This window comes from Pseudomonas sp. FP603, assembly GCF_030687415.1.
Classification (GTDB): domain Bacteria; phylum Pseudomonadota; class Gammaproteobacteria; order Pseudomonadales; family Pseudomonadaceae; genus Aquipseudomonas; species Aquipseudomonas wuhanensis.
The window spans coordinates 5374819-5388323 of the sequence record NZ_CP117431.1 but is presented as its reverse complement, the minus strand read 5'-3'; the positions used below and the strand labels follow the sequence as shown (position 1 = coordinate 5388323).

Annotated in this window: 11 protein-coding genes; 7 read left to right on the top strand and 4 right to left on the bottom strand. The window is 58.1% G+C overall.

Annotated elements, in window-relative coordinates; translation table 11 throughout:
• On the bottom strand, positions 1-915 hold the full coding sequence (locus PSH65_RS24895; protein WP_305427047.1) for a LysR family transcriptional regulator: 915 nt from the start codon (positions 913-915) through the stop codon (positions 1-3).
• A gap of 299 nt (positions 916-1214) precedes the next feature.
• On the bottom strand, positions 1215-2150 hold the full coding sequence (locus PSH65_RS24890) for a LysR family transcriptional regulator (protein WP_305422957.1): 936 nt from the start codon (positions 2148-2150) through the stop codon (positions 1215-1217).
• Positions 2151-2324: 174 nt separating this feature from the next.
• Here PSH65_RS24890 and PSH65_RS24885 point away from each other — a divergent pair, with 174 nt between their 5' ends.
• From PSH65_RS24885 to PSH65_RS24860, 6 genes are read left to right on the top strand one after another with little or no spacing between them, the layout of a single operon-like run.
• Positions 2325-2942 carry a thermostable hemolysin gene (locus PSH65_RS24885; RefSeq protein ID WP_305422955.1) on the top strand — a complete coding sequence of 206 codons (618 nt, stop codon included), beginning with the start codon at positions 2325-2327 and terminating at the stop codon, positions 2940-2942.
• Positions 2939-4507, top strand: a complete 1569-nt coding sequence (locus PSH65_RS24880; RefSeq protein WP_305422954.1) for an AMP-binding protein — start codon at positions 2939-2941, stop codon at positions 4505-4507. Before PSH65_RS24885 ends, PSH65_RS24880 begins: the two co-directional genes overlap by 4 nt.
• Positions 4482-5363, top strand: coding sequence for a TauD/TfdA family dioxygenase (locus tag PSH65_RS24875; RefSeq protein WP_305422953.1), 882 nt, complete (start codon positions 4482-4484; stop codon positions 5361-5363). Before PSH65_RS24880 ends, PSH65_RS24875 begins: the two co-directional genes overlap by 26 nt.
• 9 nt (positions 5364-5372) lie before the next feature.
• Positions 5373-6500 carry an aminotransferase class III-fold pyridoxal phosphate-dependent enzyme gene (locus PSH65_RS24870; RefSeq protein WP_305422952.1) on the top strand — a complete coding sequence of 376 codons (1128 nt, stop codon included), beginning with the start codon at positions 5373-5375 and terminating at the stop codon, positions 6498-6500.
• Positions 6478-7818: an aspartate aminotransferase family protein gene (locus tag PSH65_RS24865; protein WP_305422951.1), complete on the top strand. Its 1341-nt coding sequence runs from the start codon at positions 6478-6480 to the stop codon at positions 7816-7818. Before PSH65_RS24870 ends, PSH65_RS24865 begins: the two co-directional genes overlap by 23 nt.
• A 2-nt stretch (positions 7819-7820) precedes the next feature.
• Complete coding sequence (locus PSH65_RS24860) at positions 7821-9218, top strand: amidase (protein WP_305422950.1); 1398 nt, start codon at positions 7821-7823, stop codon at positions 9216-9218.
• Positions 9219-9242: 24 nt separating this feature from the next.
• Here PSH65_RS24860 and PSH65_RS24855 read toward each other — a convergent pair whose 3' ends face one another.
• Together PSH65_RS24855 and PSH65_RS24850 are read right to left on the bottom strand one after the other, a co-directional pair.
• Positions 9243-10154, bottom strand: a complete 912-nt coding sequence (locus tag PSH65_RS24855; protein ID WP_305422949.1) for a DMT family transporter — start codon at positions 10152-10154, stop codon at positions 9243-9245.
• A gap of 190 nt (positions 10155-10344) precedes the next feature.
• Positions 10345-11532: a cyanate transporter gene (locus PSH65_RS24850; protein ID WP_305422947.1), complete on the bottom strand. Its 1188-nt coding sequence runs from the start codon at positions 11530-11532 to the stop codon at positions 10345-10347.
• A gap of 477 nt (positions 11533-12009) precedes the next feature.
• On the opposite strand from PSH65_RS24850, the gene PSH65_RS24845 reads away from it, so the two are divergent.
• On the top strand, positions 12010-13392 hold the full coding sequence (locus PSH65_RS24845) for a glutamine synthetase family protein (RefSeq protein WP_305422946.1): 1383 nt from the start codon (positions 12010-12012) through the stop codon (positions 13390-13392).
• The last annotated feature ends 113 nt before the right edge of the window (positions 13393-13505 follow it).

Below are 13505 nucleotides of genomic sequence, written 5' to 3'. Positions count from 1 at the left end.
TCAGGCCATTTCCTGCTTGACGCAGGCTTTGACCACTTGCTCGCGAAGCCAGGTATTGGCGCTGTCCTGATCGCAGGCTTCGCTCCATTGCATGTCGAGGGTAAATCCTGGCAAGCCATTCGGTGCTTCGCAATGACTGAATACCGCGTCATTGGCCAGCAGCCTTTGAATGCGCCGCGGTAGCGTCAGGATGAGGTCGGTGCCGGTGATCATCTTGAGGGCTGCCCTGTAGCTGTTGGATCGGGCGATAAGTTGTCGTTTGTGATCGACCGTGTGGGGGTCGAAGGTCCTGTGTGGGGGGAGCACGTGACGATGTTCAACGAACGATCGCAAACTTGGGCGCGATTGCGGCGGGGTTGCGCGTTTATCGAAGACGTAAACCATTTCATCTTCAATCAGCCTCCGGGATTTGAAGTTCGCGTGGCTGTGCTGAAAGTCGGGACCGAAGCAGATCACCAGATCGAGACTGCCATCGCGCAATTCATCGACGGGTAGGGCGGTATCGAGTTTTTGCACATTGATGATCACCGGCAGGTTGGCAAAGTCGAAGTTCCTCAGCAGCCGCGGCAGTACCAGCAGTTCGAAGTATTCCGACGCGCCAATGTTGAAGGTGACGGCTTTTAGAGTCGGATCAAAGGTTTGAGCTCCGGAATGGCAGAAGTTGATGCCTTCCAGAATCTTCAGCACATGCTCGTGCATGGTGGTGGCTTTGTAGGTCGGACGCATTCCTGATCGGGTATTGATGAACAAATCATCTTTGAAGCCGGTACGCAGCTTTTTCAGCGAATAGCTGACGGTGGACTGGCTGACCCCGAGGGTTTCGGAGACGGCGGTGACGCTGCTTTGTTCATACACGGCGACGAACACCATGAGGTCCTGCATATCGAGCTTTCTAAGTAAATTGCTGTTAAGCATCTGACCCATCTCGACGAACTCCCTGTCCTGTTTTGAGCACAACCTATCCATAGAAGGATAACGGAACGATAGTGCCAGGAGAATGCCTTGTAGGAAGCTTCATTGTCAGATGTGGGACACAACGTGTAGGTAACACGACCTGTGCATTCAATCGCCTGCGATATCGCCCGGCGCGTTCGGGTCTGGAGGGGCTTTCCGGGAATTTCTGGATCAGCGCGGACTGCCCGCGGGCCAAGCGCTGAAGTTACGCCCAGACACTTGGCTGTGGTCGGTGTGAGGTTATAGGTTAATAAGTCTGATTACAGTAAGCCGTCTTGTGCACACACGCTGACTATCTGTTCGCGAAACCAGTTGTTGGCGCTGTCTTGACCTGGTTTCTCGTTCCACAACATGTCCAGTGTGAAGTTCGGTAAACCCGTTGGCGGTTTGCAATGGCTGAACCTGGCTTCATTACTGATCAGCATCTGAATGCGTCGAGGCAGAGTGAGAACAAAGTCGGTCCCGGGGATCATGTTGAGTGCTGCAACGTAACTATTGGCCCGTGCAACAATTTGGCGGGTGTAGTCCCATTTGCTGAGCCAGCCATCCACCATATTGGTGTCTGAAGTCCAGGGAGTCGGAAAGATGTGCTGGCGCGCGACAAAGGTGTCCAGGCTGAACTCGCCCTCTGGCGGCGCGAAGTCTTTATCGACGACGCAGACCAGGTCATCTTCCAGCAGTACTTGTGATTTCAAGTTTTTAGCGCTGCGATGGAAGTTTGGGCCGAAACAAATGACCAGATCAAAACGGCCGTCTATAAGTTCATCGTTCGGGATGTCTCTGTGGAATTTCTGGATGTTTACAATAACCGGAAAGCTACTGCCGATAAAACGCTTTAGCAAGTTAGGGAGGATAAGAAGTTCAAAGTATTCGGGTGCGCAAATGTTAAAGGTTATCTCTTTTTGTGCGGGGTCGAAGGAGTGCAGTCCGGAGTGGCATATGTTTATGGTTTTCAAGATCTTGAGAACATGACTGTACATCGTGGCAGCTTTGTGTGTTGGCCACATCCCGTTGCGGGTATTGATGAAGAGTTCGTCGTCGAAACTCGTGCGCAGTTTTTTCAAGCAGTAACTCACCGTGGACTGGCTGACGCAAAGGGTTTCGGAGACCTCGGTGACGCTTCTTTGTTCATACACAGCCACGAAAACCATAAGGTCCTGCATATCCAGTTTTCGTAGCAGATTGCTATTAAGCATAAAGTCCGTCTCGGTGAAAATCCATGTGTGTCACAGTACGTCATGTTTTGTGACAGGGTTGTTTATTTATATATTAGTGCACGCAATTGGTTTTTTAAATAGTCTGTCGGAAATTTCCTCAATATATTCTCGTTCCACTTTAGAGAGAACCCTGAGCAGGGATAGGAGGGCGAAGTGTTGGTACGAGTCACGGAAAGCCAAACGCCGTTATGGATGCAGGCGACTGAAGTTGTGAAAGAAAAGTTTCGCAGATCTTATAAGGCATCCGTAGAACCGAGCCCGCAGTATTTTGCGGTCACCCAGGACAGCGAGGAACGGATTCTTTCTTGCGCCGGTATAACTTTTGCGGATGACCGCACACTGTTCTCGGAGCAATACCTGTCGCAACCGATAGAAACGATTCTGTCCCAGCGTTTTGAAAAGATGATTGATCGGTCAGTTATTGCCGAAATAGGCAGTTTGATTTCTCATCATCTGACGGCCGGAATGATCATGGTCAACATGGTTCCGTTGTTGGCCTGGTGCATGGGGGCTCAATATTTACTCTGCACCGTTACGCCCCGGGTCCGGAAAATGATGGAAAGCTGCCAGATCGATTTCGAACCACTACTTACGGCGGACCCTCAGCGTCTGGCCGACGATGGTGGCAAGAACTGGGGTACCTACTACTCGAAATTACCCGTCACCGGTTTTATCCGCGTGGACCCGAAACGTTCGCGATTCGCCGCTATGACCCTCGGTACTTTGTTCACCCAGCTGCCGAACAATTTGCCGGCGAGGGCGCAGTCATGAGCGGTCGATTCATTGCGGACCTACGGCTTGCGTTGCAGGTCAATCGTCAGAAGGTCTGCGCGATCGATTGTGCTCCGACCGGCCTGGAACACGCCGCTGTCATGACCTATGGCGAGCTGGAGTCCCGCGCGCTGAATCTGGCAGCGGAACTGCAGCGACGTTTCGACACGGCGGCTCATGGCGACCACGTGGTGCTGGGAATTGCGACGCGTAACAGCAGCGACTGGTTGATTGCCGATCTGGCTTGTCTGTTTGCCGGAATTACCGCACTGCCTTTGCCGCTGGCGTTCAGTCAGTCCCAGGCCGAGCACCTTGCCGAGCGTTGTGACGGGTTTCTGGTGGATGCCGCAGGCGAGCGGACGCTGGCCGAGCGGTGGATGCTCGACTTTCCCGACAACCGCCTCAGACGTATCGGCGAACCTGCCCTGGAGCAGCCGTTGTTGCGAGAGCCGGACGGCGATAGCGCATGGATCTGCAAAATCATTCACACCTCGGGGACGACCAGCCGGCCCAAGGGCGTGCGTCTGAGCACGGCGGCAGTGGGGGCGGTATTGGCTTCCCTGCGCCAATGGATGCCGGTCGATGCCCATCGCAGCTACCTGTCACTGGTGCCATTGAGCCTGCTGCTGGAGCAAGTGACCGCCGCGTATTTGCCGCTGCTGGCGGGCGGGATTGTGCATTTCCTGCCTGAAGGCGAAGCACTGCTGGGGGAACCGGGGATGTCGCCGCAGCGTTTGATCGAGTGGATCCTACGGGTCGAACCGACAGCCTTGACGGTGCCACCGGTGATGCTCAATCGCTTTCACGAACTATTGACCCAAGGCGGCGCGCAGGGCGAGCGCCTGTCTCGTTACCTGCATTCGGGGGTGCATATCACCTGCGGCGGCGCGGCCGTCAGCATCGATATTCTGCATGCCCTCGCCGAGGAGGGTATCCCGGTGTTCCAGGGTTACGGGCTCTCCGAGAACGCCTCGGTCGTCAGTATGAATACCTTGCAGCACCAACGCTTGGGTAGCGTGGGCAGGCCGTTGCCGCATGTTCAGGTGCGCATCGGGGCCGACCAGACTATTGAGGTCAAGAGCAGCTCGTTGTTCAGCGGCTACTCGGGCAAGGACCCGAGCGCCTGTTCGATGTCCGACGATGGCTGGATGGACACCGGGGATCTGGGAGAGCTGGATGCTGATGGCTATCTCTATGTTCGCGGTCGCAAGAAAAATGTGATCTGCCTGCCCAATGGCCGCAACGTCAGCCCGGAACAGGTCGAGTTGGAATACCGCGAATTCCCCGGTGTGCGCGATGCCGCTGTGTTTTTCGATGAGGCCCAGGGTCTGGTGGCGTTGTTGTGTGTTGAATCGGCACCGGATCGCGATGAGCTGGCCAGCTGGTCAGCGCGGCGCTTTTCCGACATCGAGCGCCCGAGTCGCCTGTGGTTGCTGACCAAGGACGATCCATTGCTCGAGCAACTCTACACCGTCACCGGCCGTCCAAAACGCGCCGACATCGCTACTGTTTTCGCCAATCTGCAAGGGAATGCATCTGATGAACACACCTGCCTATCACTGTGAAAACCCCGACGTATCCATTATTGAACCGCGCCATTTCGCCAGCCTGGGCAAGGCCGAGCTGTACGAGTTGCTGGGGCATTACGGCGTCGTCCTGTTGCGTAACTGCATCCACAATGCCGAGGATTTCAGCGCCTATGTGAAGCAGAACAGTTCGCGGCTGAGCCTCGACCCGGCTCGGGTCATGGTCGGCGGCGCCGCGCAGTTGGTGGATGCGGGCCGTCAGGCGATTGGTCTGCATTGCGAGAATGGTAACTCACCGTTCTGGCCGGACATCACCTGGTTCTATTGCCAGGAAGCGCCGCACACTGGCTCGCAAACCACCCTGTGCGACGGTGAGAAAGTACTGGCGAAGCTCTCATCCGCCTGCCGCACATTTTTCGAAGACAACCCGATTCGTTACAGCCGCACCGTTGTCGGCGACAAATGGCGTCGGCTGGTCTGCCATTATTCGCCGGCGCTCTCGGACCCGGCGGCGGTCGGGATCGAAGATCTGATGCAAATCATCGGCGACGATCCGCAGACACAGATCTCCTTCAATCCGCTTGATGATTCGATTCACTACGCCTTCAGTACCCCGGCGATTCTGGTCTCCGAATTCAGCCAGCGTCCGGCGTTTGCCAACAGTATTCTCGGGCCGTCCTTCAACTATGAAGTGCCAGTGATCGATACATCGTCCGGGCTGCCCATTCCCGGCGAATTCCTGCACGAAATCGCCGAGGTTTCCGCGCAATACACCTACCCCGTCGGCTGGCGTGACCATGACATGGTGATGATCGACAACCGTCGGGTAATGCATGGCCGTGAGGCCATCGTTGACGAGCGCCGCCGTATCTTCAACGCCCTGAGCTACCGCTGAGACCTATTTATGAAGACCAATAACAAACAGATCATTTCTGGTCAGTACGAGACGTATATCGACGGTGACGGTCGCCAGATAGTCGATCTGGCCGGCGGGTTTGGTTTTCAGGTGCCGGCGGTGATCGAGGCGGTCAACCTTCAGGCGCAGATCATGGGGCTGTCCAATCGGGTGCTGATGTCCGACCCACTGATCGCTTTGTGTCGTCGTTTGGCCGAGTTGCTACCGCAGCCGCTGGTCAGCTCTTATGTGTGCAGCTCCGGCGATGAAGCATTCGAAGGCGCCTTGAAACTGTGCAAAGGCCTCAAGCCCAAGGGCAGGACCATTGTGGTTGTTGAGGGCGGCGACTTTGGCTCGCTGAGTTACGGACGTTGCCTCAGCGCGCCGCAAAGCTATCTGGAGATGCAGCGCTTTCTGGGCTTCGAGCTTGTGGCGATCAGGCATGTCCGTGACCTGGACAAGGTGGACTGGAATGATTGCTTCGCGGTTTGCCACACCAGCACCGTGATGGATGAAAACGGTCGCCTGCGCCTGATAGAACAGGTGCTACTCGATCACTTGTATGCCGCAGCGGCCAAGGAGTCGGCGCCGGTCATCGCGGTCGATGTGCAAAGTTGTCTGGGGAGCCTCGGCACGCTGTTCGGTTTCCAGCGTTTTCGCAATACCCCGGACATTGTGGTGTTGGGCGGGCCGCTGGGCGGCAGCGCGATTCCCATCGGCACCTATACCTGCAGCGAACAGATGGCGTATCAGGTCTATGGTCGCAGCAGCCCGGCGAAACATGGCAGCACCACCGCCGGCAACCCGATGGCCTGTGTGGCCGCCATGGCGGCACTTGATTATGTGCAGGCACACGACTTGCCCACACAGTGCCTCACTAACGGCAAGATCCTGGCGCAGGAGCTCGCCTCATTCGGTGCTGTCGCCTGCGGTGCCTGGGTCAGCCTGCCGCTGCCAGCCGACCTCAATCCCGCCGAATTGTGCGAGGAGCTTTATCAGCGTGGCGTCTATGTCAGTGCACCCCGTGGCCGCGAGTTGATTCTGCGTTGCCCGATCACCGCACGAGCCGAACACATCCAGCACGCATCCCGGATCATCAAGGAGACTTTAATCCATGTCCTTATCCCTATCGCATGAACAACTGCTGGATGATTGCCAGCGGCATTGGAGTGCCTCGGCGGCCAAGCTCTATCGCTTGGGTAAAACCAGCGTCGAAAAGGAAACCGATGGCATCTATGTCACCGACCATGCCGGCAAGCGCTTTATCGACTGCGCATGCAGCTATGGGGTGTTTATCGTCGGTCATCGCAATCCGATGGTGCGTGAGCAGGTGCAGACCCAGTTGAACCAGATGGCCTGGGTCCCGGAAGGTCGGGTGCATCCGCTGCAAGGCGCATTGTCCGAGCGTCTTCGGGATCTGGTGCCGGGTGATTGGGGGGATGTGCAGTTCATGGTCTCGGGCGCCGAAGCCATCGAGCAGAGCATGCGTTATGTGCTCAAGGTGCAGCAGCACCGGCGCGGAATCGTGGTCATGAACGATTCCTATCATGGCAAAACGCTGGCGGCGATGAGCATTCTGGGGCAGAAACAGCACCATCGCAGCTATGGCACCGCAGCCTCGGAAGTGACTTATGTGCCGTACGGTGACTTCGCCGCCTTGCAGAGAGCGGTTGGCGAGGGTGTGCGTGCGGTGTATGTCGAGCCGATTCTGGGGGGCGCTCACTTGCAGGTTCCGCCCGTGGGTTACATGGCCAATATCCGCGCGCTGTGCGATGCCACCGAGACCTTGTTGGTGGCCGACGAAATCCAGACAGGTTTCGGCCGCTGTGGCAAGTGGTTCGCCGTGCAGTACGACGACGTCGTGCCAGACATCATGATCCTCTCCAAAGGCCTGACGGGCGGCTACACCTCGTTTGCCTGCGCGATGTACAGCCAGCGACTGGCCACGCAATACCCGCTGAGCGAGACCGAGCCTGACCAACGGACCAATGGCGGGCATCCGGTGGCGTGCGCCTCGGCGCTGGCCGCGATCGATTACATCGAGCAGAACAACCTGGTCGAGCAATCGCGGATCAATGGCGGCTTGCTGCGCCATGGCCTGCAACGGTTGGCCCAGCGTTATCCGCAGATTGTCGAGGATGTGCCCGGTGTGGGCTTGATGACCGGTTTGCGCTTGCGCGGCTCGGTCTACGAAGCGCTGATGAGCATGGAATTGGGCAAGCGTGGCGTGCATGCCGGGCATTCCATGAATGAAAAGGCCAAGCACCCGGTTCTGCGGTTTTACCCGCCGTTGAACATCACCCCCGACGCGCTTCGGCATGTCCTGACGATGACCGAGGAAGCCCTGGAGGCGATCGCCCGGCGTCCGAAGCTGGCGGTCAAGGCGTTTTCTGTGGTGGTCAGAAACATGTACCACATCCCCAACAAGCTACTGCGCAGCAACGGGAAGCCCTGAGTATGTTCAATCCCGATACGTTGACCCTGCGCGAAATGGCCGGCCTGCTGCGTCGCGGTGTGCTGACCAGCGTCAATTTGCTGGAGTTCTATCTCCAGCGCATTGGCGAACGCAATCCGCAGATCAATGCCCTGATTCAACTGGAATCTGTCGACGAACTGCGTCGGCAGGCCCGGGAGGCTGATGAGATGGTCCGTGTCGGGAAGATTCATGGGCCTTTGCACGGGATTCCCATGACCATCAAGGACGTCTGTCATGTGCGCGGCTTCCGCATGTCGCGGGGGTTGGGGGAGTTGCTGGGCGACGCCAGTCAGCAGGATGCCACGGTCGTCGCCCGGCTTCGGCAGGCGGGGGCGATCATCCTTGGGATCACCAATGTTCCCGAGTTGTGCATGGCCTTTGAAACCGAGAACCTGCTGTACGGCCGCACACTCAATCCCTATGACGGGCAGCGCTCCGCCGGTGGCAGCAGTGGCGGGGAAGCGGCAGCCATCGCGGCCGGTTGCTCGCCGGCCGGGCTGGCCTCGGATGCTTGTGGCAGTGTGCGGATTCCGGCGCATTTCAACGGTATCTGCGGCATGAAACTGACTCAGGGGCGTGTGCCGTTGACCGGCCAGTTTCCCAATGATCGCTCCGGGTTGTTCCATCTGACGTCGGCGTTTGGTGTGATGGGGCGTTACGTCGACGATCTGGCATTACTTGGGCAATTGATCAGCGGCGCTGACGGTTACGACCCGGACACCGTCGATGTGCCGTTCGCCGACAGCAAGCCGCTGGACCAATTGCGTGTCGCACTGTCCTGGGAGTCCACCAGAACCCGGGTAAGCCCGGCAGTGAAGCAGGTTTTGCAGCGGGTCGAGAGTTGCCTGAGCAGTGTGGTGGCGCAAGTTACACCGACGGCTCCGCAGATGCTCGACGAAGCCTGCGATGTGCTATGGCGGGTTTTTATCACGGGTGCGGATGCCGGGCGTGGCTGGAAGCGTTTGTTCCAGTCCATGGACAAACAGACCTATACACCCGCCACCACAGGGTTGATCCGCTTGAGCGAAGAGGTCGAGTTGAGCGTGGATGAAATGAAGCGTGACTGGATCCTCATCGACACGTTTCGCTACCACCTGGCGAAGTTCTTCAATCAGCACGATCTATTCATTTGTCCGGTATTCCCGGATGTGGCGTTCGCTCATGGCGAGTCTTTGCAGGACCGTGATCGCTATGCCTTTGTGTTTCCGTTCAGCCTCTCCGGTTCACCGGCGGTGGTCATTCGCGCCGGACATGATCCGGCCAACGGGATGCCGATCGGCATCCAGATAGTCGGCCCGCATTGGCAGGAAGAGCAGTTGCTGGCTGTAGCCAGTTTCCTTGAGCGCGAACTGGAGCGCTGGAGTCCGGTCGCACCGTAGGACGCAGTCACTCTTTGAAGGATCTCAAGCCGTAACGGTTTTGGCGTGACGGCTGTTGATCACCAAAGCCAGCATGCCGACACCCACCAGCACAGCACCGGTGACTTCTATCAACACCGGTTGCTGTCTGAGCCAGAACCAGTGAAACAATGTGACAAACAGGGTGTTCAGGTAGACATAGGAAACCACTGTCGACGGCGAAATCACCCCGATTGCCCGATGCAGCAGCCAGAATGTCCCCAGGGTGCCAAACAGCGCCAGGTACACCAACCAGAACATATCGCTCGACGACAACTGCGCGCCGCTGCGCCAACCGCCGTTAAACAGACAGAACGCAAACAGAAACAGCGAGCCGAAAAGCATGTTCCAGAAGGTCATCGCCACCGGGTCACGCCCCTTCAAACTCTTGGCCTTGAACCGCTGGCTCAGTGGCGAATAGAGTGCCATCGCCAGGCAGCCGACGCCGAAGACCATTACCGGGTACAACGCGGGCAGCTCACCCGGAGCCGCGCCTTTAAGCGTCAGCAGCAGGGCGCCGATTGCCGCAATCGACATTGGCAACAATCGAGTCTTCAGGCTCGTACTCGGCAGCAGGAATACCTCAAAGAACAACGTCATCAGCGGCACCAGCGTGTACAGCGTCGCGGTATTGACCGCCGTGGTGTAGCGCAGTGCTTCAAACAGCGAACCAAAATACGTCGCCAGCAGCAGCCCAAGAACCGCATGGGCCAGCAGGCCTTTGGCCGAGATTGGTGAAGTGTTTTTCAGTAACAGCAGCGGCAAGAACATCAAGGCTGACAGCAACAAGCGCAGGCCGGTCAACAGAATTGGATCTATCGATTGGCTGACCTCTGCTGCCGCAAAGAAAGACGATGCGATCAGCATCGCCCAGATCAGCATGCCCCAATGAGCTTCTGCAAAACCGACTTGCTTCATGAGTTCCTTTCCCTGCGTTTGAAAATAGATTTAGCGGGCGCAGTCGGTAATGCCTGTAGGAGCCAGCGGTGCGGCGATCCGACTTGCCGCACCGCTGGCTCCTACGAAAAGCGGTTCACTCGTTTAAACTGACCGCCATTTGGCACAATCGGTGCGTTGATCGATGGGGGCTTGAAAGGACCTTCGAAGACTATTGGATATGCTGCGCGTATTGCCTTGGGTTGAAGCGCAGCACCATCACAATCATCACCGCCATCACCGCTGTGAGTGACCACCAGGCCCATTCGAAGCTGCCCAATTGGTCGCGAATCATCCCGGCAATCAGCGGCGAGAGCCCCGCGATCAGGTAACCGATGCCTTGTACAAAGGCCGTCAGGCCACCGGCACGACGCGGGTTATCCAAGTGATCAAGGGACACGATCAGGCTCATCGGGAACAGGCCGCCAATGCCCAGGCCCAACAGGCACGGCCATAGCAGGCTAAAGCGTTCCGGGCTGAGGATCAGGCCGCAGAAGCCGGCCATGATCAAGGCCAGCAGAACGACCAGTACCAGACGCTTGTCCTGGCTGCGGTTGGCAATCGCGGGTGTTATCAGCCCAGACACGACTTCCATGGCGGTGAGAAACCCCAGCAGTAAGCCGGCATTCTGTTCGCTCCAGCCTTTTTCCACGTAATACGGGGCTAGCCAGGCCAGCACACAGGTGTAGGAGGCCGTGCCCAAGCCGAAGAAAATCGCCAGCAACCAGGCCCGTGAGTTACCGACGAAGGACTCCTGGCGCCCCATTGGCGCCGCCGGCAATGGCGCGATTGCCGAGCGCTGGGCAAGCCAGAAGACCAGGGCAACCAGCGTCAGTAGCGCCCAGATTGCCAGGCCCATCCGCCAACTGCCGGTTTGCGCCAGGACGAAAGGCGAGAACGATGCGGCAATCGCCGCTCCGCCCATGATCGAGGTGACATACAAACCCATGAACAGCGAAACGTTGTCGCTGAAGCGTGACTTGATCAGCGCCGGCATCACCGCCTGAATGAGGGCGATCCCGAGCCCGGCCAGTACCGCGCTCAGGATCAGCTCAAGGCTGCTGTCCAGGTACAGCCGCGAGACCGTGGCCACACCGATGATCAGCAAGGACAGGATGATGGTGCGGTGATCGCCGACCCGTTGCGCGATGCGCATTCCCAGGAACATCGCCAGTCCCATCGCCATGACGGGCAGCATGGTCAACAGCGCGGCGGTACTGAAACTTAACGGGACATCCCCGCGAATGGCCGACAACAACGGCCCGACAGCGGCCATCGAAGGCCTCAGGTTCAGTGCCACCAATACCACGCTGACCATCAGCCATCCGGCATAGGAACTTGAAGTGCGAACGTTTTCCATAAAGGAACCCCAGATGTACAAGGCCGTGATTAGGCCGCTCCAAGCCTGCAGGGGCAAACTGAAATGTCGCTGGCACTATCGAGAAATTAGGTTGGTTACCGGGGGGAATGTTTAGCCAATCTGCAACCAAGGTTCATCAAGTCTGGATTTAACGGCTTATCTGCCCGTGTGACGCTGCTTTGCATCTGTTTACTGCGGTCTTTTCCATGGACGTCTGGCTGATCGGAATCAAACACGAGGGGGCGTCTGGTGCCACTTCAAGCCTTCAGCCACGTCGTCTATACAGGCCTGCCAGCGCGCCAAGCCTGTCTGCACTCCCTTCTGAACTGGCCTTCTGGGCACTGTGGCACTGCCGCCACGCCCGCCCGCCGGATTCCTGCATGTCCCGTTGATTGTTCTGACAGGTCCCGCGCTGTGCGCCGGGATCAAACCGGCGGCGCCTGTGCGTTTGCCTGACGCGGATAGACGAGAATTCCCATGAGCTGTGCCACGACATCCTTCGCCACGAAAGAAGAAGCCCTGTCCTTCCTGGACCACAATCCGGATATCGAGATGTTCGAGCTGTTCATCCTCGACAACAACGGTGTGCCACGGGGCAAGTTGCTGCATCGCGATGAACTGCTGGCGGTGTACGAAAGCGGCCGGCCGCTGCCGAGCACCATTCTGGGCCTGACCATCAATGGCGATGACGTGGAAAATTCCGGGCTGGTCTGGGACGTCGGTGATATCGATTGCCGGGCCTACCCGATCAGCGGCAGTTTGCAGCGTATGCCGTGGCGATTGATTCCCACGGCGGCGGTGCAGGTCAGCATGCATCCAAAAGAGGGCATGCCCGCGACCATCGCCGACCCACGGCATCTACTGGCCAAGGTCATCGAGGGCTTGCAGGCCGACGGTTATTACCCGGTGATGGCGGCGGAGCTGGAGTTCTATTTGCTGGATCAGCAGCGCGACAGCAACGGTCGGCCGCAGCCGGCGCGGGATGTCGATGGCGGGCGGCCACGTGGGACTCAGGTCTATGGCTTACGTGAGCTGGAGCAGATCGAGCCCTTTCTGGCCGACCTCTACAACGCCTGCAAACTTCAGGGTATTCCGGCGCGCACGGCGATCTCCGAATACGCGCCGGGGCAGGTGGAAATCACCCTCGAACACCGCACCGATGCTTTGCAGGCGATGGACGAAGCGGTGCGCTACAAACGGCTGGTCAAGGGCGTGGCCCACAAGCATGGGATGAGCGCCTGTTTCATGGCCAAGCCTTTCGATGACCTGGCCGGCACCGGCATGCACATGCACGTCAGCCTGGCGGACAAGGACGGCAATAACCTGTTCGCCAGCGAAGCCCCGGACGGCACGCCACTGCTCAAACAAGCGGTCGGAGGAATGCTCGGTACGTTGCTCGATTCATTGCTGCTGTTCTGTCCGAACGCCAACTCGTACCGTCGTTTCCAGACCAACAGCTACGCACCCCTGGCGGCCACCTGGGGCGTGGACAACCGCACCGTGAGTTTGCGGGTGCCCGGCGGGCCGGCATTCTCCCGGCATATCGAGCACCGCATCTGTGGTGCCGACGCCAACCCGTACCTGGCGGCTGCGGCGATCCTGGCTGGTATTCATCGTGGCATCCGCGAGCAGCTTGACCCGGGCGCTCCGGTGGAGGGCAACGGGTATGCCCAGGCCACGCAATTGTTGCCGACCGACTGGTTGACCACATTGCGAGCGCTGGAGGCTTCGAGCTGGGCGCGGGAGGCATTCGGCAGTGAGTTTCTTGGCGTGTATCTGGCGGTGAAACGTGCCGAATACCGGCAGTTCATGGGCGAGGTCGGTGAGCAGGACTGGCGCTGGTATCTGCATCAGGCCTGAAACTAATCTCAAACCCGTTGAAAGTTTGGGCCTAATGCCATGAGCCAACTAATCGTTGGCTTCTTTTTCACGAAAAATTGATGGTTGGCTCCTTAAGATTTGTGTTGTCGCGG

Excerpts from the sequence above, each read along its gene's own strand:
- PSH65_RS24895 (WP_305427047.1), bottom strand. The coding sequence starts at position 915 with ATGCTTAACAGCAATTTACTTAGAAAGCTCGATATGCAGGACCTCATG.
- PSH65_RS24890 (WP_305422957.1), bottom strand. The coding sequence starts at position 2,150 with ATGCTTAATAGCAATCTGCTACGAAAACTGGATATGCAGGACCTTATG.
- PSH65_RS24880 (WP_305422954.1), top strand. The coding sequence starts at position 2,939 with ATGAGCGGTCGATTCATTGCGGACCTACGGCTTGCGTTGCAGGTCAAT.
- PSH65_RS24875 (WP_305422953.1), top strand. The coding sequence starts at position 4,482 with ATGAACACACCTGCCTATCACTGTGAAAACCCCGACGTATCCATTATT.
- PSH65_RS24870 (WP_305422952.1), top strand. The coding sequence starts at position 5,373 with ATGAAGACCAATAACAAACAGATCATTTCTGGTCAGTACGAGACGTAT.
- PSH65_RS24865 (WP_305422951.1), top strand. The coding sequence starts at position 6,478 with ATGTCCTTATCCCTATCGCATGAACAACTGCTGGATGATTGCCAGCGG.
- PSH65_RS24860 (WP_305422950.1), top strand. The coding sequence starts at position 7,821 with ATGTTCAATCCCGATACGTTGACCCTGCGCGAAATGGCCGGCCTGCTG.
- PSH65_RS24855 (WP_305422949.1), bottom strand. The coding sequence starts at position 10,154 with ATGAAGCAAGTCGGTTTTGCAGAAGCTCATTGGGGCATGCTGATCTGG.
- PSH65_RS24850 (WP_305422947.1), bottom strand. The coding sequence starts at position 11,532 with ATGGAAAACGTTCGCACTTCAAGTTCCTATGCCGGATGGCTGATGGTC.
- PSH65_RS24845 (WP_305422946.1), top strand. The coding sequence starts at position 12,010 with ATGAGCTGTGCCACGACATCCTTCGCCACGAAAGAAGAAGCCCTGTCC.